Here is a 22874-nt window from a genome sequence, read left to right as displayed (position 1 = left end):
ATAGATTCGTTTCAAATTTCCGCATTAGTGTACCGCAGACAGCCAATTCCGCTACGGAATCTGGCTATTTTGAAACGGATAAATGCTTGCCGCCCGCGCCGGATGATTCTCAGAGTTGCAAAGCACCGGAGGTCGCGACTCACATTCAACCTCGCTGTAGGTATCACTTGGGGTATTGCCAGTCTTTCAGTATTTCACTGATGTGAAGGGCAGCTTTTGGCCGAAAGCGGCCCTTCGTTGGACGCAGCAATGACTCGACATAAGGACAGGCAGGAGATGTCTTCTTGCTGCCTCCTACCAACTCCCGTACGGAATGCCGGATCTCTCGATATACCGCTTGGACTTTTCACTGACAGGATACGCGTATCGCCCTTGGTTCTTACCTTGACTAGGCCCCAGCGGTTCGACCTCTGCCTGTGCTCTGGCGACTTTGACAGGATGGTGGCATGAGTCTCGAACCCAGACTTGCACGACACCACCGGGCGCCAAGCCCAAATAGAGAGACGCGTTATAGCGCCCCTTTTGTTCAGGTGTTTTAGCGCAGCGCTGATTGACGGACTCAAGCATGAGTTGCCTGGCTTCCTCTGGGATATCTACCCAGGCCTTGTACGTTTGCGGTTCAACAATGGACTGCCAACGGACATAGATCCTTTTGGGAAGATCAGCACCTACAACAGCTTTTCCGTTGCTTCCCACGCCGTGCCAACCTTGAGCAGATGCTGTTCCATCCTCTGGCTGCCCGCCTGAGGCCGATCCACCTCCGGCACGCAGGAATACTCTGCCTTTAATGTCTTCGACCGAAGTGTCCTCAACCCAGACTTTCATGTAGTTGGGCTCGGTAAAGCCTAGTTCCCACCAAGGAGATTTGGGGTCGTTTTTGGCTGATAGCGGATCACTTGAATCACAGCCGCTAATCAACAGGGCAAAAAGTATCGTTGGAAATCTTTTCATCGGACGACGGTTACCAACTCCCGTACGGAATGCCGTACTTATCGATATACCGCTTAGCCTTTTCGCTCACAGGATAAGCATATTGACCGCCGTTCTTGCCCAACTCAGGCCCCAGCGGCTCCAACTCAGCCTGAGCGCGAGCGACTTTAACTGGGCGCCGACAAAGGTCTCTCACCCACACCTGCACCACTCCACCCGGTGCGAGTCCCAAATAGACCGAGGCCATGAAGCGTGCTGTTTTCTCGGGAGTCTCCGGGCAACGCTGGTGGGTAGACGTCACCATCACCTGTCTGGCCTCCTCAGGAATATCTACCCAAGCCCGGTAGGTTTTTTGTTCCGGTATCGATTGCCAGCGGACGAAGATGCGTTTGGGTAGTCCAGCCCCAATAACCGGTTTGCCTGTACCTCCGACACCAATCCAACCGCGAGCAGACTCCTTGTCATCATTCGGTTCTGCACCGCTGGCGTTCCCTCCCCCGGCTCGCAGAAAGGTTTTACCGTCGATGTCCTCCACGGAGCTATCTTCAACCCATACGTTCATAAAATTGGGTTTGATAAACGCCAGTTCCCACCAAGGGTACTTAGGATCGTTTTCTCCGGAGTTGGAGCTTGTTGCGTTACATCCGGTGAAGGCCAAAATGCTCAACAGAGCTACGAGTATTCTCATTACCAAAGCTTCCAATCAGCTACGTGAGGATGCTGCACGCGAATGCCATCCTCCGTGGGTGCATTGATGTAAACAGCTCGCAAACCGCTGCCGTCCCGCCTGCCTTGGGGGTGGTTCCAGTTGGCAGAGGTGTGGATGTATTTCAATTTCAGCAATTGCTCGTCATCGGGAGAGGTGGTGTAGTCGCCGGCGACGAATCTGTCACAGATCGATTGCAGCTCTTGGGGAACGGCATACTCCGTACGCCCAGGTATATCGGTGAAAGGAACGCCTTTCTCCTTGGCCAACTGATACATCACTCTCAAATAAACCGTGGAAAGTTTACCGCTGACCGGGCGTTTGAGTTGCAATCCCGCGTACACGCGTTTTTGCTTGGGTCCGAACCGATCTTGCGGGTCGGGCGGCAATGCGAGCGCCGCTGGCGTTACGACTTCCAGCATGTGTGCAGGCCAGCCCTTGGCTATCCACTGACTTTTTACTTGAACGGCATCTTGGTAGATCGAAGTCGTTTTGACATCCGTGTTGCTCCATACATCAAGTGTTTGCATGGGGCTGATCAAAACACATTCTTCGACCTCATCGAGGTAGCTGCCTCCGATGTCCGAGTGGACGCCAGGACATGTGTATTCGGGATAGTCAGGTTTGACTCTGCTGAGTGCGAAGTTAGCCCGACATTCGTCACGGGCCACCAAATGAACGACATCTTTGAAGAAACGTCGATCAAGGTACAGTTTTACGCCAGGAGCGATTGGGCTCGACACTCTGCCCAAATTCGTGAAGCCAGCGATTGACGCTACCGTATCGAACAGGCCGATAAACCCCATGTTGATGCTACTACCGTACTGATCAACGAACGTACGACTGAAGTTGTTGGCGTAAGTCGTCAATGAATCCCTTAACGGCCCCTGCTTGCCTCTTACAATTTCATTTGCAAAATGCCGAGCGGCGGCTGCACCTCGACTGAAACCGAAAGTGTCAAAGGTGATTGACGCAATTTCACTGTTCGGATTTTCCTGAAGGGCATCCTCGATGATTTGCTTGATGAAAGTAAACGAAGTCTGAACACGTCCCACAACTCCCGTCTCTCCCCGCCCAGTGCCTTGGCTGACGACGCTGTCCTTCTCGCTGGATCGTGTACCAATGCCTTCAATATAAACGGGTCGGGAGACCTGCTTTATCGAACCCTCTCCTTCTGCAATCGGAGCTTCGTAATACAGGTCGGCAAGTTTTTTTATATTGGTCGCGCCAGCGCCATAGCTGCTGTCCGGATCCCTCATATAGGGCTGACAGCTAGCAGGAATATCCTGCGGCGCAATCGGATGCTGCGCACCGCACAGCAACCCTGCTGCCGTGTTATTCGCATTGTTACCAGTACCATCAAAGAAAACCCCAATCCTCAACGCAATGCCGATTTTCTCAGGCTCGCGCGCAGGTTCTTTCCCGTGTTTCTCGTACTCAGCCCAACGCTGGGCATGAATGTCGACGGGTTTGGCTTCTTCGTAGCGGTAGTTTTTCGGGGGGTTGGGAACGTAGCCACTCAATCCTTGATTCCTTGTTCTGATCCTTGAAGAACGGGCCGAAGGGTGACAGCCGAGGCTTGGGGGCGCAAGGCGTGGCTCTGTGCCAGCTCGGTTGAAATTGCTGGGTGCGACGAGGGTTTGGCTCGTCGCACGGGCATGGCTAGTGGGCGATTTCGACGTTGTCGAGGGCCTGGTTTACGGCGAGTTCGCCGAGCATGACGACCTGGGCGATGCCCAGTGCGGTTTTGCGGTGGGAAATGTCGAGTGTGGCGGCGAAGTTGTTGAGCATTTCGCTGGCGGAGCCGAGGGTTTCGCTGGCGTTGGCGAGCAGGGATTCGGTGTCGCACTTCGGGTTGGCGAGGTACATGGGTTCGGGTTTGTGCGGGCTGGCCATGATTTGGGTGGCCGGGGACAGGTAATGGTCGAGGGCGCGTTCGGCGGCTTCGTGGAGTTTTTTCGAATCGAGGGATTCGTAGGGGGATGCGAGGTCGGTTTCTGGCGGGTTGGGTGTTGGTTTGATCATGGTGAAACTCCTGATTGTTCATTAGGAGCTACCAGCATCACTTGCAGATGATGGGTGGCAGCTGTGCGCGGGTCTGCAAGACCGGGAAACCAGGAACCCGGCAGACCCGAAGGTCTCCCGCACAAAGCTGCCATTTTGTGGACCCGAACGAGCGTCCATTTGGCGTAGCTATGCGACTGGTTTTCCGGCGGGCTTGCAGACCCGATCACTGATGAGCAGTGACAGGAATCAAGGTACGGAGGGCGCGCCAGACGCACAAGCCGGCGGATTCTGGCGTACTCGTAGGCGATGGCGCAAGGCGTTGTAGGGCGTCGGTGGTAACCGCAGGCTTCATATAAACATCCCGAATATTTCCTGTTTATCCGCCGATTGAACGGGCTACCGATCCAGCACCCACCCGGCAATGATCGGAATGCACTGTTCCGTCCAAAAAAGTCATTTACGCACCTACCTCGCCATCGCCCAGCTCGCTAGAGTGCAGCGCTCTTTTCAACTGGCTGACGTACTGATGAATCTGTGGTTTCGACTGCTCTGCATGCTTTTTCGCCGCCCGTGGCGCAAGCCGGTCAATGCGCTGGAATCCACCGTGATCCGCATGCGCGTGTGGCCGTTGGATCTTGATTTGAATCGGCACGTCACCAATGGTCGCTACTTCACCATGGCTGATGTCGGGCGCATGGATTTTGTGTTGCGCAGTGGCGCGTTTCGGGTGGCGCTGCGTGCTAAAGCGTTGCCGATCGTTGGCGATACGTGGGGTAAGTTTCGGCGTGAGCTGAAGCTGTTTGAAGCGTTTGAAATTCACAGTCGGATGCTTGGCTGGGACGACAAATGGAGCTTCATGGAGCATCGATTCGTGAGCAAGGGACGGGTGATCGGCGTGGTGGTGATGCGTGGGCTGTTTCGTTCGGCGAAAGGCACGATTGCGCCGGGTGAGTTTGTCAGGGAGTTGGGGTTGCCTGAACAGTCGCCGGAGATGCCGGCGTGGCTGACGTCGTGGTCGGCGAGTTGCGATCTGATGAGTCGTCAGCTTAGGGGTGAGGAGGTTTGAGTCATCGGGTGCCTGGATGATCGTGTTTATGGATGCAGTACGGTGTCGTTTGGGCTGGCGTCTTCGCGAGCAGGCTCGCTCCCACAGGTTTTGGGTCAGGCTTGGGAGGGTGTCTGGCCGGGCTGGCGTCATCGCGGGCGAGCCCGGCTCCCACAGGGATTGGGGGATGACTAATCTCGGTGGCGCGTCATGTTGATCGGCGCCACACGTCTGCCGCCCGGCGCAGCACGCTCTTCGATGAAGAACGGAACGAAGCCGAGTTTCGGGTAGAGCAGCAACCCAGCGGTGTTTTCGTTGAAACATGAAAGCTGCACTTCCCTGGCCTGATACTTTTCAAAGCCGACAGCAGTCATGGTTTCGACGATGTAGCGCGCGACGCCCTGGCCACGGGCGTAGGGCGCGACGATGACGTTGCCGATGCAGCAGACGCCGTCGTGCTCGGCACGGTAGAAGTTGGCGAAGCCGACGAACTCGCCGTTGGCCAAGAACGCCGTGGAGTCGAAGCGCTGGCTGATCGCGGTGTGCATTTGTTCTTCCGTCAGCGGGTACTGCGCTTTCGGGAACATGAAGTACAACTCTTGAACGCCCTGCGGAAAGCTGCACAGGGTTTTGACGTCGTCGGCCGTCACTGGCCGGTGGGTAAAGTTCATGGCTGCCCTGCCCTCACTTTTTGCCTGCGGCCAAATGGTGCGCGACCAGCGCGTTGGCATGGCCGTGGCCCATGCCGTGTTCATCCTTGAGCAACGCCACCAGTTCCATGTGTTTCTTGTCGGTGATGCCGGCGAGCAGGTTCAGCCAGTGTTCGATGGGCTGGCCGTACTTTTTTTCGATGGAGGGAAAGTACGACGCCGGGCCTTTTACCTTGTTGTCTTCGCTCATGCTGCAAGCTCCCTTGGGTCACGACGGAGGGTCGGCGACGCTCCTTGTCGGCAGGTCATAGAGTGGACGCGAAGTGTGATTCGGGCAACTGCAGCGCTCTTCGAGACACCACAAAAACCTGTGGGAGCGAGCCTGCTCGCGAAGGCGTCGTGTCAGCCGGCATCATCGCTGACTGACACACCGCTTTCGCGAGCAAGCTCGCTCCCACAGGGATTGGGGGTTGAAGCAGGTCAGGGTTATTCGGTGCGGCCCGGCAACATCCGCACCAGCGTGTTATCCCGCACCCAGTAGTGGTGAAACAGCCCCGCCGCCGCGTGCAAGCCGATCAGCCAGTAGCCGGCGCTGCCCAGCGTTTCATGCCAGTACTTGAGCTGTTTGGCGAAGTCCGGGTCGATGACGACTGGTGCCGGGACGTGGAAGCCGAAGTACGGGAACGGTTTGTCGGCGGCGGCGAGCATCAGCCAGGCGAGGATCGGCGTGGCGATCATCAGCACGTACAGTGCCAGGTGCATCAGGTGCGAGATGCCGGTCTGCCAGGCTGGCGGCTTGGGAGTGATCGGCGGGCGTGGGCTCAAGCGGCCGAGGAGACGCACCCACACCAGCACGAAAATGCTCGCGCCGAACAAGCCGTGGAAGCCCATCAGCAGGCCGCGCGCTTCGCTGCCCTTGGGCATGAAGCCCTTGATTTCGACGCAGGCGTAGACGCCGACAAACAACGCCAGCATCAGCCAGTGCAGGGTGATTGAGAGTTTTCCATAACGGGTTACGGCGGTGTCGCGAGTCATAACGTGCCTCGTGATTGTCGTGAGCGACGGTCTCGTCGCAATGGCAGGGCGAACCGATTGCACCACCCTGCCCTTGCAGCTTCAAGACCCTGCAGATTGCCCGCTCATTATCCTCACTTCACCTGCAAATTTTGTGAAAAAAACTTTGCTATCTCACTCAACGCATCGCCTCAGTTGTGCAGCAACGCAGCGGCGGATGACACCACCAGCAACACCGCCAGAATCCGGTTCAGCCACTGCAACTGCGCCGGATTGCTCAACCAGCGCGCAGCACCGCGACCGAGCAATGCCCACAGCGCCAGACACGGCAACGACACCAGAAAGAACGCCAGGCACAACGCGTTCAAGCCCTGCCCTTGCGCGGTAAATACGCTGATCACCGCAATCGCCATCATCCACGACTTGGGGTTGACCCATTGCAACAGCGCGGCGCCGAGCAGGCCCAGTTCGGCTTTTTCCTCGCCGGCGGCGGGATCGATGGCGGTGGCCGGCGCGGTGAAAATCTGCCACGCCAGCCACAGCATCCAGCCCATCCCCAGCGCACTGATCACCGGGCGCACACCGGGCAGCATCAGCGCACTGGCGCCCGCACCGGCGACCCACACCAACGACGCGGCGCCCGCCCCCGCGCCGAGAATGATCGGCAGGCACGGCCGCCAGCCGCGTCGGGCGCTGGTGCTGAGGACGATCAGGTTGGTCGGCCCCGGGGTGACCGAGGCAACGAAGGCAAAGAGGATGAACGCAAGCATGGCACGGCCCTGTAGAAAGTCAGGGCCTACTGTGATGGCTGAGCAGCGTGTTGGTCTTGAACGTTTGTTCAGCGTCGCAATGTGCCGATGGCGCGTTGCTGATAGGCGCCCGGCGTGATGCCGTAGGCACGCACGAACCAGCGACCCAGATGGCTCTGGTCGGCGAAGCCGAGGCGGCTGGCGACTTCCACTGGCTGCATGCCGGCGGCGAGCATCTGCCGGCCACGGCTCAGGCGCAGCTGGATCAGCCACGCGTGCGGCGCCAGACCATAGGCCGCCTTGAACGCGCGGGTCAGGCGAAAGCGGTCGGTGCCGCAGACCTCGGCCAGGGTTTGCAGGCTGATGTCCTGTTCGTGAAAGGCCACCAGATAATCGCGCGCCTGCCGGGCGATCAATGGCGCGCGCGATACGGCGGTGGGTTGTGGTCGCCGGTACAGATGAATCGCCAGTCGTTCGAGCAACGCATCCAGCGCCACATCGCGCACCATGCGCACGTCCTGCTTATGCAGCGCATTGAACGCAAACAAGGTGGCGCGAGCCAGTTCGGGATCATCGTTGAGCACACTGCCGATCCCCGGCAAGCCGCTGCCGTAACTGCCCAGATGCAAACCGTCCAGCGCCTGCTCCAGCCACGAAGGTTGCAGGTAGAGCATGCGATAGGTAAAGCCGTCCGGGCTCGGCGCATCGCCGTCATGGATGTCGCCGGGTTCAAGCATAAAGACCTTGCCCGGCGTGCTGTCATGCCGCGCCCGACGGCTGTTGAAGCGCTGCACGCCTTGCTCGGTGAAGCCGATCAGGTAGGTTTCATGCCAGTGCGGATCGTAGGCGTGCGCGTGCCCGGCGAAATGCGCGTGCAGGGTTTCGATGCCGGTTTCCCGGTCGCGGGCAAGGTCGATCCAGTTGCTCATGGCGTGCGTACAGTGGTGGGCTGGGGCCAGTAATCCACAATTGGCGGGTTGAGGCTAGAAGGTTTGTGCATTTCAGATAGAGCGCTGATTGACCCGCGCCATCAACTGCTCGGCACTTTCCTTGCGTTCGGAATAGCGATCCACCAGAAAATCCTGGCGCTCGCGCAGCAGCACGGTGAACTTCACCAGCTCTTCCATCACATCAACCACGCGGTCATAAAACGCTGAAGGTTTCATCCGCCCCGCCTCGTCGAATTCCGTAAAGGCCTTGGGCACCGAAGACTGATTAGGGATAGTGAACATGCGCATCCAGCGCCCCAGCACGCGCAGTTGATTGACCACGTTGAACGACTGCGAACCGCCGCAGACCTGCATCACCGCGAGGGTTTTGCCCTGAGTCGGACGCACCGCGCCGAGCTCCAGCGGAATCCAGTCGATCTGTGCCTTGAACACCGCCGACATCGCGCCGTGGCGTTCCGGTGAACACCAGACCTGACCCTCCGACCACAGCACCAGCTCGCGCAGTTCCTGGACTTTGGGATGGTCGACCGGGGCGTCATCAGGCAACGGCAGACCGGACGGATTGAAGATGCGCGTCTCGGCACCGAAGTGCTCCAGCAAGCGTGCGGCCTCCTCCACCAGCAGACGGCTGAAGGAGCGTTCGCGGGTCGAGCCGTAGAGCAGCAGGATGCGTGGTTTGTGTTCGTGCGAAGGTGATGTGATCCGGCCTTCGAACAGCGTGTGATCAAGATTGGGCAAGTGCTCTGACATATGTCCTCCGGCTCAGAGGGAGCCGATGCGATCCAGTTCGCGCTGAAGCTCAACGCGGCTGAGTGATTTGAAAGGAAGACCGAGGAAGGTTGCGCAGCGGCGCTCGATGATCGCCAGCGTGGCACGGAACGCGGCATCCACTGCGGCCTCGTCACCGCTCACATCAGAGGGATCTTCCAGCCCCCAATGACATTTGATCGCCGGGCCGAAGTACACCGGGCAGGTTTCGCCCGCTGCCTTGTCGCAGACGGTGATGACGATGTCCGGCGGGTTGCCTTCAAAGGCGTCGTTGCCTTTGCTGTACAAACCGTCGATAGCGATACCGGCCTGTTGCAGCGTCGTCAGGCTGCGTGGCAACACCTGGCCCTTGGGGAAACTGCCGGCGCTCACCGCCTCGAAACCCTCGCGTGCCAGATGATTGAACATGGCTTCGGAAAGAATGCTGCGGCAACTGTTGGCCGTGCACATGAACAGGACACGCATGGATAGCTCCGGGGATATTAGAAATTCAGCAGCACGCGGTTTCGCGGGCAGGACGGCCGTCCATGTTGTGCAGGCGACAGGCATTGTCCTTGAGCCAATCGGCATTGGCCGTCGCGGTGACCTTGAGGATCTGGTGAACCCAATCCGGCAGATCCGGGTTGAGCCGGTAATAGACCCACTGGCCCTGACGGCGATCGAGCAACAACCCATTGCTGCGCAGTTGCGCGAGGTGGCGGCTGATTTTCGGCTGACTGTCGTCGAGGGCGCACATCAGCTCGCAGACACACAGCTCACCCTGCTCGGCGATCAGCAAGGTGGCGCGGACACGGGTTTCGTCGGCCAGGCTTTTGAACAGTTCGGTGGGGGTGAGCATGGGGGCGGGCTCGAACATATGGAAAACCGAATATACGGATATCCATATATTATTCAACCCCGGATGCGATCCCTTGTAGGAGTGAGCCTGCTCGCGATAGCGGTATGCCTGTGAAGCAGAAGTCGCCTGATACACCGCTATCGCGAGCAGGCTCACTCCTACAAGGGATTTGTGTGGGCAGGATCAGCCGCGCAACAGGCCTTGCTCCGCCTCGCAAAGGCCGACGACATAATCCCAGACCACCCGCAGCCGCACCGACTTGTGCAGCTCGCGCCGGGTGCTGATCCAGTAACTGCGCTCGATGCTGTCATCCGGCAATAACGCCACCAGATCCGGATCCGACGCGGCCATGTAGCAAGGCAGCACGGCAATGCCCAATCCCGAGCGCGCCGCTTCCTGCTGGGCGATGACGCTGGTGCTATGGAACACCACGCGCGGACTGCGGCAGAAGCTGTTGAGGAACATCAGTTCCTGACTGAACAGCAAATCATCGACATAACCGATCCACGCATGCCGCGCGAGGTCTTCGCGGCTGCTCAACGGCGGTGCGTTGTCGAGGTAGCGTTGGCTGGCGTAGAGCGCCAATCGATAGTCGGTGAGCTTGCGCGTGACCAGCATGTCCGCTGCCGGGCGCTCCAGATGAATGCTGATTTCCGCCTCGCGGTTGAGGATGCTGACGAAGCGCGGCACGGCGACCAGTTCCACTTCCAGCCCCGGATAGCGTTCGAACAGGCCGATCATCCGACTGGCGAGAAACTTGATGCCCAGCCCTTCGGTGACGCCGACGCGGATCTTGCCCAGCGGTGCGGTGGACTGGGTGATTTCTTCCTGGGCCAGCAGCGCGACGTTTTCCATGGCTTCGGCGTGCTTGAGCAGCGCCTCCCCTGCCGGGGTCATTTCATAGCCTTGGGCGTGCTGGACGAACAGCGCGGTGCCGAGGCTTTTTTCGATCGCCTCGATGTGTCGGGCCACGGTGGCGTGAGTAGTGTTCAAGCGCCGGGCAGCGGTGAGCAGGCGGCCGCTGCGTTGCAACTCCAGAAAGAACCGCAGGTCATTCCAGTCGAACATGGGGTGTCCTTGTCAGCTATGGTCAATCCGGGCTGTTTGAAAACGCACAGCGGCTGCGCAAAAACTAACATTCTTTTAACGAAAGCTAACAACTAGAGTGTCCGACAATAAAAACAAAAAGCGAGGTCAGGGAATGCAGACTTCCCTTGAAGAATACGACTACATCGTGGTCGGCGCCGGCCCCGCCGGATGCCTGCTGGCCAATCGACTGTCGGCAGACAAACAGCAGCGGGTGTTGCTGCTCGAAGCCGGCGGACGCGACAACTATGCGTGGATTCACATCCCCGTGGGTTACCTGTTCTGCATCGGCAACCCGCGCACAGACTGGTGCTTCAAGACCGAAGCGCAACCCGGCCTGCAAGGTCGCAGCCTGAGCTACCCACGCGGCAAAGTGCTCGGTGGCTGCTCCTCGATCAACGGCATGATCTACATGCGCGGCCAGGCTGGTGACTACGACGGCTGGGCCGCCGAGGGCAATTCGGGCTGGGCCTGGAACGACGTGCTGCCGCTGTTCAAACAGAGCGAAAACCACTTTGCCGGCGCCGCTGAATTTCACGGTGCCAAGGGTGAATGGCGGGTCGAGCAACAGCGGCTGTCATGGCCGATTCTCGACGCGTTTCGCAGCGCAGCCGAGCAGAGCGGCATCGCCAGCATCGACGACTTCAATCAGGGCGACAACGAGGGTTGCGGCTACTTTCAGGTCAACCAGAAGGCCGGGGTGCGCTGGAACGCGGCCAAGGCGTTTCTCAAACCTGTTCGCGAGCGGGCCAATCTGACGGTGCTGACCGGGGTTGAAGTGGATCGGGTGCTGCTGGAAAACGGCCGTGCTTCAAAAGTCAGCGCGCGTCACGAAGGTCAGGTGAAAAGCTTCAAGGCGCGCAAGGAAATCGTCCTCTGCGCTGGCGCCGTGGGTTCGCCGAGCATTCTGCAACGCTCCGGGATCGGCCCGAGTCCTTTGCTGGAGCGTCTGGGCATCGGGGTGATTCATGAGTTGCCGGGGGTCGGCGGCAATCTGCAGGATCACCTGCAACTGCGCCTGATCTACAAACTGCAAAACGCCCGCACCCTGAATCAGATCGCCGGCAGCGTGTGGGGCAAGATGGGCATGGGCCTGCGCTATCTGTATGACCGCAGTGGGCCGCTGTCGATGGCGCCGAGTCAGCTCGGAGCGTTTGCCCGATCCGGGCCGGAGCAGACTTCGGCGAACCTTGAGTATCACGTGCAGCCGCTGTCGCTGGAGCGTTTTGGCGAGCCGCTGCACAGCTTTCCGGCGTTCACCGCGTCGGTGTGTGATCTGCGTCCGCAGAGCCGTGGCCGCATCGACATCCGTTCGGCAGACCCGCAGGAAGCACCGCTGATTCAACCCAATTACCTCAGCCATCCTGAAGACCTGCGCGTGGCCGCCGACGCGATCCGCCTGACCCGACGCATCGTCAGCGCCCCGGCCCTGCAAGCGTTCAAACCGGTGGAATATCTGCCCGGCGACAACCTGCAAAGCGAGGAGCAATTGCACGAAGCGGCGGCGCGAATCGGCACGACGATTTTCCATCCGGTCGGTACCTGCCGCATGGGCAATGGCGCTGAAGCGGTGGTCGATGCGCAACTGCGCGTGCATGGCGTAACCGGCCTGCGCATCGCCGACGCCTCGATCATGCCGCGCATCACCTCGGGCAACACCTGTTCGCCTACGCTGATGATTGCCGAGAAGGCGGCGCAGTTGATCCTTTCAGGACCTGTTCAAAGCACCAATGTGGGAGCGGGCTTGCTCGCGAAAGCGGAGTGTCATTCACCCATGATTTGACTGACACGGCCCCTTCGGGAGCAAGCCCCCTCCCACAGGAATCAGCAGCAGATTCAAGGCAACGCGCAACACCCGGACACGCAACACCAGTGGAACAACAAAAACAATCACTGTGAGGGATACCGATATGTCAGAACACGCTCAGCCGCTGGACGCCGCGAGCGGCGCCAGCACCAGCAATGCCACGCAGAAAGTCATCTTCGCCTCGTCCCTGGGGACGGTGTTCGAGTGGTATGACTTCTTCCTCTACGGCGCCCTCGCGGCGGTGATCAGCAAGCAGTTTTTCGCCGGGGTCAACGACACCACGGCGTTCATCTTCGCGCTGATGGCCTTTGCCGCCGGGTTTATCGTGCGGCCGTTCGGGGCGCTGGTGTTCGGTCGGTTGGGGGACATGATCGGGCGCAAATACACCTTCCTCGCGACCATCATTCTGATGGGGATCGCCACGTTCTGCGTCGGCCTGCTGCCGACCTACGCCAGCATCGGCATTGCCGCGCCGATCATTCTGGTGGTGCTGCGCATGCTCCAGGGTCTGGCCCTGGGCGGTGAATACGGCGGCGCTGCGACCTATGTGGCGGAACACGCGCCGATCGGCAAACGCGGCTTCCACACCAGCTGGATTCAATCCACTGCCACTCTCGGCCTGCTGCTGTCGCTGCTGGTGGTGCTCGGGTGCCGCTACTCCACTGGCGATCAGTTTGAAGTCTGGGGCTGGCGTATTCCGTTCCTGCTGTCGATCGTGCTGCTGGGCATTTCCACCTGGATCCGCCTGAGCCTGCACGAGTCGCCGGCGTACCTGAAAATGAAAGAGGAAGGCAAAGCCTCGAAAGCGCCGATCCGCGAATCCTTCGGCAAATGGGAGAACCTCAAGGTCGTGCTGATCGCCCTGTTCAGCATCAACGCCGGGCAAGCGGTGACCTTCTACGCTGCGCAATTTTACGTGCTGTTCTTCCTCACCCAGTTCCTGAAAATGGACCCGGCGGTGGCCAACAGCCTGCTGATCATCAGTGTGGTGATCGGTGCGCCGTTCTTCATCATTTTCGGCTGGCTCTCGGACAAGGTCGGACGCAAACCGGTGCTGATGCTCGGCCTGCTGCTGGCGACGGCGCTGTACTTCCCGATTTTCAAATCCCTGGCGCATTACGCCAACCCGGCTATCGATCAGGCCAGCCGTCAGGCGCCGATCACCGTGCTGGCCGATCCGGCCACCTGCACCTTCCAGTTCGACCCGGTGGGCAAGGCCAAATTCGACAGCCCGTGCGACAAGGTCAAGACCTTCCTGGTCAAGCAGGGCCTGCCCTACTCCAGCGTCGCCGCCCCGGCCGGCAGCGGCGTGCAGGTGAGCGTCGGCGACGTGAAAATCGACGGCTACGACGAATCCGCCCTGCGCGGCGCGGTGACCCTCGCCGGCTACCCGCAACAGGCCGACCTGCAACAGATCAACAAACCGATGATCGTGGCGCTGATCGTCGCGCTGATCATCATCTCGGCCATGTGCTACGGCCCACTGGCGGCGCTGATGGTCGAACTGTTCCCGACGCGCATCCGCTACACCTCGATGTCGCTGCCGTACCACATCGGCAACGGCTGGTTCGGCGGTTTCCTGCCAACGGTGTCGTTCGCGCTGGTGGTGTACACCGGGGATATTTTCTATGGGCTGTGGTACCCGGTGCTGATTACCGGGGTCAGCCTGGTGGTGGGGATGATCTGTCTGCGAGAGACGAAGAATATCGATCTCGATAAGAACTGAATCTGAAACATGATCCTTTGGTAAAAAAACCTGTGGCGAGGGGATTTATCCCCGATGGGGTGCGTAGCGCCCCCCGTGAAAAAGGGGACTACTACGTAGTCCATCGGGGATGAATCCCCTCGCCACAATTGAATCTCCTCAGCCAAGAGTCAGGCATCAGCCTTGATCACCTCGAACTTCACCTGATCCGGATAAAACGCCACGTAGTCACGAATCGGCGCGACCGAGACTTTCGGATTTTCGTAAGTCCACACCGCATTCGCCCCCTCATGCCCCGGCACTTGCAGGCTGAAGTAATTGGCATCGCCCTTGTACGGGCAGTAACTGGTGTGGTCGGTGCGGGCGAAGTATTTCTCGTCGATGTCTTCGCGGGGCACGTAGTACACCGGCGGGTAGTTGGCTTCATGGAGAACCAGCACGTGAGAGGACGCCGCGACCTGGATGCCGTGGAATTTCACCAGCAGGCAACCGGGGAGTTCTTCGAGGGTGATGACGGGATTGAGGCCGGTGGTGCTCATTGGGGTTACTCCTGAATACGGCGCAGAGAGACCGGTTCAGGTATAGCCCATAGGTTCAGACCAGGGTGATTTTGCAGCCGAACGGCCAAAGCCCCTCGCCCCGGCCCTCTCCCGGAGGTAGAAGGAGCCTGCCGAAGTGTCTTTCGTTCTACACCGACCTGAAAGTGCTTTATCGATTGTGGATTCAGCGAAGTGCAATCAGGTCGGTGCATGTTTTCAGCATCCCACGATCGGTTCCCTCTCCCACGGGGAGAGGGTTAGGGTGAGGGCTACTCTTCTGGCATCAAACCACGATATCAGTCGCCACCGCCTGCCCCACCACACCCACGGCAAAGTCAACCTGCCCCTGCCCGGTCAGATCGACCAGCAGCCCGGTCTGACCGTTCTGCGCGTAGTAAGTCAGGATCGCATCGCCCGCGTGGCCGGTGAAACTGCTGACAAAGTTCAGTGACGCCGCCCCCGTGGCAAACGCAGCGATGCCCGAGAGGTCGATCTTGTCCACGCCGCTCTTGAAATCCATGATCCAGTCCGGCTGGTTGTTGGTCGAGTCGCTGGCCGCACCGAACACGAAGGTGTCTGCGCCCTCGCCGCCCCACAGCACATCCGCGCCGCCACCGCCGTAAAGGATGTCGTTGCCGGCTCCGCCGAACAGATGGTTAACGGCCGAGTTGCCGATCAGCAGGTCATTGCCCGAACCGCCAACCGCATTCTCCACGGTCACGCCATAGGCAATCGATACGTTGCCGACCAGCCCGCCAACGTCAGAGAACGAACCCTCATTGAGGTTGATCTTCTGGTTCTGGGTGAAGCCGGAGAAGTTCAGCGTATCGTTACCGCCACCGTCCCACACTGAGAACACAACTTTCGACGCCGCCGATGTTGCGCTGTAGAAATCGCGGCCGGCGTTGGAGCCGAAACCGTAGGTGGTGTCATCGGCGCGGGTTGCATAGTTGGCGCCATAGAGTTTCTGCACCGCCACGATATCGTCGAGCAACGGTGCCGAGGCGTAAGCGCCGCTGCCGTCCTTGCTGAAGTTCTGGTCGGTGTTGGCTTCACTCCAGTAGCTCATCAGGCTGTAGCCACGGGTGTCTTCGGCGTACTTGGCGTCGTTGTAGGTCGGGCTGCCGTTGCCGGCGTTGTAGGCGCCCGGGTGCGACAGGCCAAGGGTGTGGCCGATTTCGTGGGTCAGGGTCTGACGCCCGTAGTTGTTGGTGTCCGGGGTCTTGTTGACCTGATATTGATTGTTGATCAGGTACCACGACTGACCGTCATAGCTGCCGCCGCTCGGCAGGTAGGCGAACGCCGCGCCGCCGGTGCTGACGTCGTAGTTGCCGAAGGTCATGTAGCCGTCGCCGCCCTTGCCTTCAGTGAACGTGACCTTGGCCACGTCGGCCCAGGATTGCATGGCCAGTATGGCTTGAGCCTTTTGCTGAGCGCTGAACTGGCTGAAGTTGCCGAGGTTCGGGTTGTAGTTCGCCGGTTTCTCGGTGAGGAAGGTGTAGGTCAGGGAGATTTTGCCGTCGCCGTTCTTGTCGTGCCACGACAGGTTTTTGCGCAGGATTTCGTCGGCTGCCTGATCGGCGGTGAACGACGGTTTGCCGTTCACCAGGCCGACGCCACGGTCGTACAGGTGGCTGAAGGCGTTCACTTCGTCATAGGCGCTGCTGGATTTTGCTTTGGCTTGAGCCATGGTGGGACTTCCTTGTTTCAGAGTTGGCAGTACGCGTCGAGCACGGCGATCCACTAGCGAGATCGTCCGGTCACTCGCGTTTCTGAGAAGCCCGGTGAACCTGACACGGGCGTCAACTGCCTTGCCAATCGATTTCTCGATAGCCGCTCGCGACGTCCCGGTAATACCGGTCATCCCCGGCAACGTTTTGATCTGTATATCCATACAGATAAAAGTTGCTCCGGGCGCCAACTGCGGCCATCCTGTGCACCTCCAGTGAACTGATCGACGACGGTGGTTATGCGGCTGTACCTCTGTGAAAAACCTTCCCAGGCCAAAGACATCGCGGCCGTGCTGGGCGCCAGGCGTCGGGGCGACGGCTGCTGGCTGGGAACGGACGTCACAGTGACCTGGTGCATTGGCCATCTGCTGGAAACCGCGCCGCCGGATGCCTACGACGCGCGCTACAAGCGCTGGGTGCTGGCGGATCTGCCGATCATTCCCGACAAATGGAAAATGACCGTCAAGCCGCGCACCGCCAGCCAGTACAAAGCGGTCAAGCGCCTGCTCGGCGAGGCCAGCGAACTGATCATCGCCACCGACGCCGACCGTGAGGGCGAAATGATCGCCCGGGAACTGGTCGAGCACTGCCGCTATCGCGGGCCGATCCGCCGCTTGTGGCTGTCGGCGCTGGATGAAGCATCGATCAGCAAGGCTCTGGCCGCGCTGAAGCCAGGGGCGGAAACCTTCAGCCTGTATCACTCGGCGCTGGGGCGCTCGCGGGCCGACTGGCTGATCGGCATGAACATGAGTCGCCTGTTCACGCTATTGGGCCGGCAGTCCGGCTATCAGGGTGTGCTGCCCGTCGGCCGGGTACAGACGCCGACACTGCGGCTGGTGGTGGATCGCGACCGCAGCATCGCCGACTTCGTGCCGGTGCCGTATTGGGCGATCGATGTGCAACTGCTGCACGATGGCACGCCGTTCACCGCACAATGGCGTGCGCCCTCGGACGTTTGCGACGAGCAGGATCGCTGTCTGAATCAGGCGCTGGCCCAGCAGGCAGCCGCCGCTCTGAACAGCGCCGCCAGTGCGCGGGTGGTCAAACTGCGCACTGAACGCATGCGTGAAGTGGCACCGCTGCCATTCGATCTGGGCACCCTGCAGGAGGTCTGCTCGAAGAAACTCGGTCTCGGCGCCCAGGAAACTCTCGACATCGCCCAGGCCCTTTACGAAACCTACAAGGTCATCACCTACCCGCGCAGCGATTGCGGCTTTCTGCCGCTGAGCCAGCACAGCGAGGCGCCGGGGATACTGGCGGCACTGCGTCAGGCCGACCCGAGCCTTGACGTGTTGAACGGTCACCTCGACCCGCAGCGCCGCTCGCGGGCGTGGAACGACGCCAAGGTCAGCGCCCACCACGGCATCATCCCCACAGCGGCAGCCAAGAATCTCGAGCGTCTGAGCGGTAAACACCGGGCGGTCTACACGCTGATTCGTGCGCGTTATCTGGCGCAATTTCTGCCTAACCACGAATACGATCGCACCCAGGCCGACTTCGATTGTGCCGGTGAAGCCTTGCGCGCCGTCGGCAAGCAGATCATCGAACCGGGCTGGAAGCGCGCCCTGCCCGAAGCCCTCGCCCCGGCCAAGGGCCGCGAAGCGCCAGCCCCGCAAACCCTGCCGGCGCTGAGCCAGGGTATCGATTGCGCCGTGGCCGGCGTGAACCTCAAGGATCTGTGGACCCAGCCGCCGAAGCCCTACACCGAGGGCGACCTGATCAAGGCGATGAAGAACGTCGCCAAACTGGTGGAAGATCCGCTGCTCAAACAGAAACTCAAGGACACCACCGGCATCGGCACCGAAGCGACCCGCGCTTCGATCATTCAGGGTCTGCTGGATCGAGGTTATCTCGTGAAGAACGGCAAGGCACTGGCCGCGACGCCGGCGGCCTTCAGCCTGATCGACGCCGTGCCCCGGGCGATTGCCGATCCCGGCACCACCGCCATCTGGGAACAGGCGCTGGACATGGTGCAGAGTGGCGAAATGAGCCTGGAGGAGTTCGTCACCAAACAGGCGGCGTGGATGAGCAAGCAGGTCACCCGCTGTTCTGCGCTGAGCCTGACCATCAGCGGCCCGCCACCGGCCGGCAAGGCTGCTGCGCCGTGGAAGAAAAAGCGTAAATCGACCCGAAGCAAAACTGCCAGCGCAGCCAAGCGCACAGCGAAGTAATGATCAGTCCTGTGGTGGGGGATTCTGTGGTGAGGGGATTTATCCCCGATGGGCTGCGAAGCGGCCCCAGCTTTTACTTAAACTAGAGGACTGCTGCGCAGTCCATCGGGGATAAATCCCCTCGCCACAAGGTGTGAGTTCACATTATCGGGTTCATCACCGCAGGGAGTTAACCCAATGCCCAGCATCGAACTGCTAGCCGCCCACCGCGACGAACTGCAAACCATCGAAAACCTCATGCAGTTCTACATGTACGACTTCAGCCAATGGCTACCACTGAAACTCGGCGAACATGGCTTCTTCAGCATTCAGCAGAAAGACGATTACTGGCGCAATCCCGCTACCCAACCGTTCCTGATCCGCGTCGACGGTGAACTGGCCGGCTTCGTGACCGTGGATAACGACACCCACATCGACGGCGCCGAACACAACATCGGCTACTTCTTCCTCACCCGGCGTTTTCGTGGCCAAGGCGTCGCGCAGTTTGTCGTCTCTGCCCTCTTGAGCCGTCTGCCCGGTCAATGGCAGATTTTCCACATCGACGCCAACCTGCCTGCGCAGCGCTTCTGGGCCAGGTTGATCCCCGAATTGACTGGCGGCGCATTCACCCGCCAACAGCGCGCCGTGGACGGTTATCCCTGCACCTTCTATGTCCTGCACGTCCCCGCTTCCGCTGCCTGAACGGAACTTTTCTCATTCCAAAACAGCTTTGTCCGACAATATGTAGTGAACAAAAATAATCACTACAAAACCGTTGACGGCACCGTTTTGCTTTTGCATGATGAAGACGTTCCCCGATCGGGAACATCGGTAACACGCTTGAGCAAACTCGTCTGACCGCCGAGTTGTTTTTTCCGGATACACGCTGCCCACAAGGCAGATTGAAGAAGCTGACCTGGCCTGAACGTCCAGTACAAGGACGAGAAGCGCTGGCGAAAATTCTCAAGACGCTTGTGGCCGACCCTGAAAACGTCGTCAAGGAGCCTCCCGGTTTTCGCTGCTTCTCCTCGTTGTGACGCTATTGCGTAGCAGTTATTCAACACGACTACATGCAACAGACGCATGACCCCGTACTTCACACGGGCGACCGCTGACGTCCTGGTTTCGGTGCCAGGGATCAACTAACCGATGGGCTACCTGTATTAGCGAATCAACTTTGAAAGATCACCAGACTGGTCAAGGGGCAAACATCATGAATCTGAACAATCAACCTACTATCGAAGAACTGGCTCGTATGTTCGCTGCACAAAAAGACAGCCACGACAGCCACATTCTCTGGATCAGCAAGTCGGGTCAGGTGCATATCGACTGCCTGTCACCCCACGCTGGTGAAGAAGAATTCGACCGCAGCAACCAGAACCTGCTGGCCCGCCTGAAGATGTACCGCCGCGGCCACGGTTATGTCGGCAAGAAAGCTGCGGCCGACAAGGACTTCATCAGTAATGTCCTGCAGACGCTGAAACAGGCGTGGGATTCGATGCAGAACAAGAATGAAGTTCGGGTGATTGACCGGTTCTACTGATTTACAACTTCAATAAATAAAAGGGCCTGCTTCCAAAGGAAGCAGGCCCTTTTTACATCTGCGAGTCATGTAACCCTGTGGGAGCGAGCTTGCTCGCGAATGGGCCGTGTCAGTCGACATCTATTCAACTGATAAACCGCTTTCGCGAGCAAGCCCGCTCCCACAGGGGGGCTGTGTTGTTGGTCAGATTTTCGTTTGCAGGACCAGATTCATAAACGCCAGCGCCGCCGCACTGTGGTAATTATTCCGCCGCCGCAACAACGCCGCCCCACGCTGCGGCGCTTCGTTCTCGACGCTCAAGCGACGCAACGCCCGGTCTTCGCTGGCAATCGCTTCGGGCAACATCGTCGCCATCGGCGAATACCGCACCACTTCCAGCAACGTATTCACCGAGTTCACCTCGATCCGCACCTGCGGCGTGATCCCCTGCTGACGGAAATACTCATCGATCGATAACCGGGTGATGAAATCTGGCGCCAGCAAGGCGAAATCCAGTTGCGCAAGATCACGCGATGTCAGCACCGCACTGCTGTCGTACAGCGGATGCTCGCGCCCGACCATGATTCCCAGGGTTTCGGTAAACGCCGGGATGCACTCGATGTCCGGGTGGCGCCCCGGGGTAAAGGCAATCGCGATATCCAGCGAATCGTCCGCCAGCCCCGCCTCGATGTCGTCCATCGACAGCTCGAAAATCTGCAGATGGATACCCGGATAGCGTGCGGCGAAATCACGTACCAACGGCCCGACCAGATAGGCCATGAACGTCGGCGTCATGGCCAGCCGCAAGCGCCCCCGCGACAGATCCTTAACGTCATGCAACGCCCGCTTGCCCGCCTCCAGTTCCACCAGCACGCGCCGCGCACACTCAATGTAAGCCTCACCGGCATCGGTGGGTTTAACGGTGCGTGAAGTGCGGTCGAACAGATTCACCCCGAGGCTTTCTTCCAGTTGGCGGATCTGTTGCGACAAGGTCGGCTGCGACACATGCAACGCCTCCGCCGCCCGGGTGAAGCCGCCGTGATCGGCCACGGCCAGCAGATATCGCAAATGTCGCAGCAGCATGGGATCACCATCTATAGGCAGGACTTATGCGAAGTATTGTATATCGGTCTTGGACGCTATGGATCAATCGGCAGAAGATGGCTCCCACACAGCAAGCCAACCTTGAAAGGAGTGACACCATGCAACAGTCCCACGCCTATAACGATGCCAGCCTGGCCCTGACCACGCGCATTCTCGACATCAAGGCCCGCAAGAATTTGTCATGGCAGGATCTTGCCGATGGCACCGGCCTGAGCCTGGCCTACGTCACCGCCGCCCTCCTCGGCCAGCACCCACTGCCACAAAACGCCGCGCAAGTGGTTGGCGACAAACTCGAACTGGACGCCGACGCCGTTGCCGCCCTGCAGATCATCCCGCTGCGTGGCAGCCTCAGCGGTGTGCCGACCGACCCGACCATCTACCGCTTCCACGAGATGATCCAGATCTACGGCACCACCCTCAAAGCCCTGGTCCACGAGCAGTTCGGCGACGGCATCATCAGCGCCATCAACTTCAAACTCGACATCAAGAAAGTCGAAGACCCGGAAGGCGGCTCCCGCGCCGTGGTCACCCTCGACGGCAAGTTCCTGCCGCTGCGCCCGTTCTGATCCACCCCGGCCCGCACCCCGTGTGCGGGCCCATCCAAACCTCAATAGCCAAGTCGTCACCACATCTGCCTGGAGGCTGCCCCATGCACAAAATTCTGTTGACCCTGACCCTGCTCGCCGGCCTTGCCGCCCAGGCCCAGGCTGATGAAGAGGCGATTGCCTACCGCTACGGCATGACTCTGGATATTGCTGAAATCGTGAGCATCACCCCGGTCACCGACGTCTGCGGCGCTGTACCGGTCGAGATGACCTACCTCGACAGCCACGGCGCAAAACACATTCTTCAATACAGCGAATTCGGCACCGGCTGTTCGAACTGAGAGGACAACACCATGAAAAACCTGATCGAAGGCTTTCTGAAGTTCCAGAACGAGGCGTTTCCGCAACGCACCGAGCTGTTCAAGCACTTGGCGACCACTCAAACCCCGGGCACCTTGTTCATCACCTGTTCCGACAGCCGCGTCGTCCCGGAACTGCTGACCCAGCAAGAACCCGGCGAGCTGTTCGTGATCCGTAACGCAGGCAATATCGTGCCGTCCTACAGCCCGCATCCGGGCGGGGTGTCGGCGACGGTGGAATACGCGGTGGCGGTGCTTGGGGTGACGGACATCGTGATCTGCGGCCACTCCGATTGTGGCGCGATGACCGCGATTGCCCAATGCAAATGCATGGATCACCTGCCCGCCGTCAGCGGCTGGCTGCAACATGCCGAGTCGGCGAAAGTGGTGAACGAGGCGCGGCCGCATGCCAATGACGCGGCGAAATTGAGTTCGATGGTGCGGGAAAATGTGATCGCGCAACTGGCGAATATTCAGACCCACCCGAGCGTACGTCTGGCCCAGGAGAAGGGCCTGCTGAACCTGCATGGCTGGGTGTATGACATCGAGACCGGCTCGATCGATGCGCTGGCGGCGGATCGGCGTACGTTTGTGCCTCTGGCTGAGCAGCCGGCGACTTGTGCCATTCAGGCAAACGCCAGCGCAGTTGCCTGATACAAGTCCGCTGAGG

Annotated in this window: 25 protein-coding genes; 9 read left to right on the top strand and 16 right to left on the bottom strand. The window is 59.7% G+C overall.

Going from position 1 to position 22874, the window contains the following annotated elements; translation table 11 throughout:
- Nucleotides 1-294: 294 nt before the first annotated feature.
- From AC3WMV_RS21525 to AC3WMV_RS21510, 4 genes are all read right to left on the bottom strand, one after another.
- Nucleotides 295-951, bottom strand: a complete 657-nt coding sequence (locus AC3WMV_RS21525) for a DUF2931 family protein (protein WP_103368879.1) — start codon at nt 949-951, stop codon at nt 295-297.
- Between the two features lie 10 nt (nt 952-961).
- On the bottom strand, nt 962-1618 hold the full coding sequence (locus tag AC3WMV_RS21520) for a DUF2931 family protein (RefSeq protein WP_027614309.1): 657 nt from the start codon (nt 1616-1618) through the stop codon (nt 962-964).
- The gene (locus AC3WMV_RS21515) at nt 1618-3159 is read right to left on the bottom strand and encodes a phospholipase effector Tle1 domain-containing protein (protein WP_103368880.1); all 1542 of its coding nucleotides are present in this window, start codon (nt 3157-3159) and stop codon (nt 1618-1620) included. The genes AC3WMV_RS21520 and AC3WMV_RS21515 overlap by 1 nt, the downstream gene beginning before the upstream one ends.
- 139 nt (nt 3160-3298) lie before the next feature.
- Entirely contained in the window at nt 3299-3661 is a 363-nt protein-coding gene (locus tag AC3WMV_RS21510; protein ID WP_103368881.1) for a DUF6124 family protein, read from the bottom strand.
- A 508-nt stretch (nt 3662-4169) separates the two neighbouring features.
- Here AC3WMV_RS21510 and AC3WMV_RS21505 point away from each other — a divergent pair.
- Entirely contained in the window at nt 4170-4709 is a 540-nt protein-coding gene (locus AC3WMV_RS21505; RefSeq protein WP_103368882.1) for a thioesterase family protein, read from the top strand.
- 170 nt (nt 4710-4879) lie between these two features.
- Here the strand turns inward: AC3WMV_RS21505 and AC3WMV_RS21500 are convergent, their stop codons facing one another.
- From AC3WMV_RS21500 to AC3WMV_RS21460, 9 genes are all read right to left on the bottom strand, one after another.
- Nucleotides 4880-5359, bottom strand: coding sequence for a GNAT family N-acetyltransferase (locus AC3WMV_RS21500; RefSeq protein ID WP_103368883.1), 480 nt, complete (start codon nt 5357-5359; stop codon nt 4880-4882).
- Nucleotides 5360-5372: 13 nt separating this feature from the next.
- On the bottom strand, nt 5373-5588 hold the full coding sequence (locus tag AC3WMV_RS21495; RefSeq protein ID WP_103368884.1) for a DUF4287 domain-containing protein: 216 nt from the start codon (nt 5586-5588) through the stop codon (nt 5373-5375).
- A 236-nt stretch (nt 5589-5824) separates the two neighbouring features.
- Nucleotides 5825-6373, bottom strand: coding sequence for a cytochrome b (locus AC3WMV_RS21490; protein ID WP_103368885.1), 549 nt, complete (start codon nt 6371-6373; stop codon nt 5825-5827).
- 170 nt (nt 6374-6543) lie between these two features.
- Nucleotides 6544-7122 carry a LysE family translocator gene (locus tag AC3WMV_RS21485; protein WP_103368886.1) on the bottom strand — a complete coding sequence of 193 codons (579 nt, stop codon included), beginning with the start codon at nt 7120-7122 and terminating at the stop codon, nt 6544-6546.
- A gap of 68 nt (nt 7123-7190) precedes the next feature.
- Nucleotides 7191-8030 (bottom strand): AraC family transcriptional regulator, encoded by an 840-nt coding sequence (locus tag AC3WMV_RS21480; RefSeq protein ID WP_103368887.1) that lies wholly within the window; start codon nt 8028-8030, stop codon nt 7191-7193.
- Nucleotides 8031-8102: 72 nt separating this feature from the next.
- Entirely contained in the window at nt 8103-8801 is a 699-nt protein-coding gene (arsH, locus tag AC3WMV_RS21475; protein WP_007966871.1) for an arsenical resistance protein ArsH, read from the bottom strand.
- Between the two features lie 12 nt (nt 8802-8813).
- Nucleotides 8814-9284, bottom strand: coding sequence for an arsenate reductase ArsC (locus tag AC3WMV_RS21470; protein ID WP_103368888.1), 471 nt, complete (start codon nt 9282-9284; stop codon nt 8814-8816).
- 25 nt (nt 9285-9309) lie between these two features.
- Nucleotides 9310-9657 (bottom strand): metalloregulator ArsR/SmtB family transcription factor, encoded by a 348-nt coding sequence (locus tag AC3WMV_RS21465; RefSeq protein ID WP_095136524.1) that lies wholly within the window; start codon nt 9655-9657, stop codon nt 9310-9312.
- Between the two features lie 183 nt (nt 9658-9840).
- On the bottom strand, nt 9841-10725 hold the full coding sequence (locus tag AC3WMV_RS21460) for a LysR family transcriptional regulator (protein ID WP_103368889.1): 885 nt from the start codon (nt 10723-10725) through the stop codon (nt 9841-9843).
- Nucleotides 10726-10858: 133 nt separating this feature from the next.
- On the opposite strand from AC3WMV_RS21460, the gene AC3WMV_RS21455 reads away from it, so the two are divergent.
- Both AC3WMV_RS21455 and AC3WMV_RS21450 read left to right on the top strand, forming a co-directional pair.
- Nucleotides 10859-12526, top strand: a complete 1668-nt coding sequence (locus AC3WMV_RS21455; RefSeq protein WP_103368890.1) for a GMC family oxidoreductase — start codon at nt 10859-10861, stop codon at nt 12524-12526.
- A 127-nt stretch (nt 12527-12653) separates the two neighbouring features.
- Nucleotides 12654-14276 carry an MFS transporter gene (locus AC3WMV_RS21450; RefSeq protein ID WP_103368891.1) on the top strand — a complete coding sequence of 541 codons (1623 nt, stop codon included), beginning with the start codon at nt 12654-12656 and terminating at the stop codon, nt 14274-14276.
- A gap of 149 nt (nt 14277-14425) precedes the next feature.
- Here the strand turns inward: AC3WMV_RS21450 and AC3WMV_RS21445 are convergent, their stop codons facing one another.
- On the bottom strand, nt 14426-14794 hold the full coding sequence (locus AC3WMV_RS21445; RefSeq protein ID WP_103368892.1) for a DUF427 domain-containing protein: 369 nt from the start codon (nt 14792-14794) through the stop codon (nt 14426-14428).
- 283 nt (nt 14795-15077) lie between these two features.
- The gene (locus AC3WMV_RS21440) at nt 15078-16484 is read right to left on the bottom strand and encodes a serralysin family metalloprotease (RefSeq protein ID WP_103368893.1); all 1407 of its coding nucleotides are present in this window, start codon (nt 16482-16484) and stop codon (nt 15078-15080) included.
- 279 nt (nt 16485-16763) lie between these two features.
- On the opposite strand from AC3WMV_RS21440, the gene AC3WMV_RS21435 reads away from it, so the two are divergent.
- The 3 genes from AC3WMV_RS21435 (at nt 16764) to AC3WMV_RS21425 (ending at nt 20217) form a co-directional block, all read left to right on the top strand.
- A complete protein-coding gene (locus AC3WMV_RS21435) occupies nt 16764-18695 on the top strand; it encodes a DNA topoisomerase III (RefSeq protein ID WP_103368894.1) in 1932 nt (643 codons plus the stop codon).
- A 177-nt stretch (nt 18696-18872) separates the two neighbouring features.
- Nucleotides 18873-19376 carry a GNAT family N-acetyltransferase gene (locus tag AC3WMV_RS21430; RefSeq protein ID WP_103368895.1) on the top strand — a complete coding sequence of 168 codons (504 nt, stop codon included), beginning with the start codon at nt 18873-18875 and terminating at the stop codon, nt 19374-19376.
- Nucleotides 19377-19887: 511 nt separating this feature from the next.
- Nucleotides 19888-20217, top strand: coding sequence for a hypothetical protein (locus tag AC3WMV_RS21425; RefSeq protein ID WP_027611729.1), 330 nt, complete (start codon nt 19888-19890; stop codon nt 20215-20217).
- 183 nt (nt 20218-20400) lie between these two features.
- Here AC3WMV_RS21425 and cynR read toward each other — a convergent pair whose 3' ends face one another.
- Nucleotides 20401-21279, bottom strand: a complete 879-nt coding sequence (gene cynR, locus AC3WMV_RS21420; RefSeq protein ID WP_103368896.1) for a transcriptional regulator CynR — start codon at nt 21277-21279, stop codon at nt 20401-20403.
- Between the two features lie 119 nt (nt 21280-21398).
- Between cynR and cynS the strand changes: the two genes are divergently transcribed.
- From cynS to AC3WMV_RS21405, 3 genes are all read left to right on the top strand, one after another.
- Nucleotides 21399-21866: a cyanase gene (cynS, locus tag AC3WMV_RS21415; RefSeq protein ID WP_047597616.1), complete on the top strand. Its 468-nt coding sequence runs from the start codon at nt 21399-21401 to the stop codon at nt 21864-21866.
- Nucleotides 21867-21949: 83 nt separating this feature from the next.
- Nucleotides 21950-22186 (top strand): DUF2790 domain-containing protein, encoded by a 237-nt coding sequence (locus AC3WMV_RS21410; protein WP_096796353.1) that lies wholly within the window; start codon nt 21950-21952, stop codon nt 22184-22186.
- Between the two features lie 12 nt (nt 22187-22198).
- The gene (locus AC3WMV_RS21405; RefSeq protein ID WP_103368897.1) at nt 22199-22858 is read left to right on the top strand and encodes a carbonic anhydrase; all 660 of its coding nucleotides are present in this window, start codon (nt 22199-22201) and stop codon (nt 22856-22858) included.
- The last annotated feature ends 16 nt before the right edge of the window (nt 22859-22874 follow it).

The organism is Pseudomonas sp. FW305-3-2-15-E-TSA4, assembly GCF_058787295.1.
Note: the sequence above shows the minus strand (reverse complement) of the source record. Positions and strands in the feature narration are given on the sequence as shown.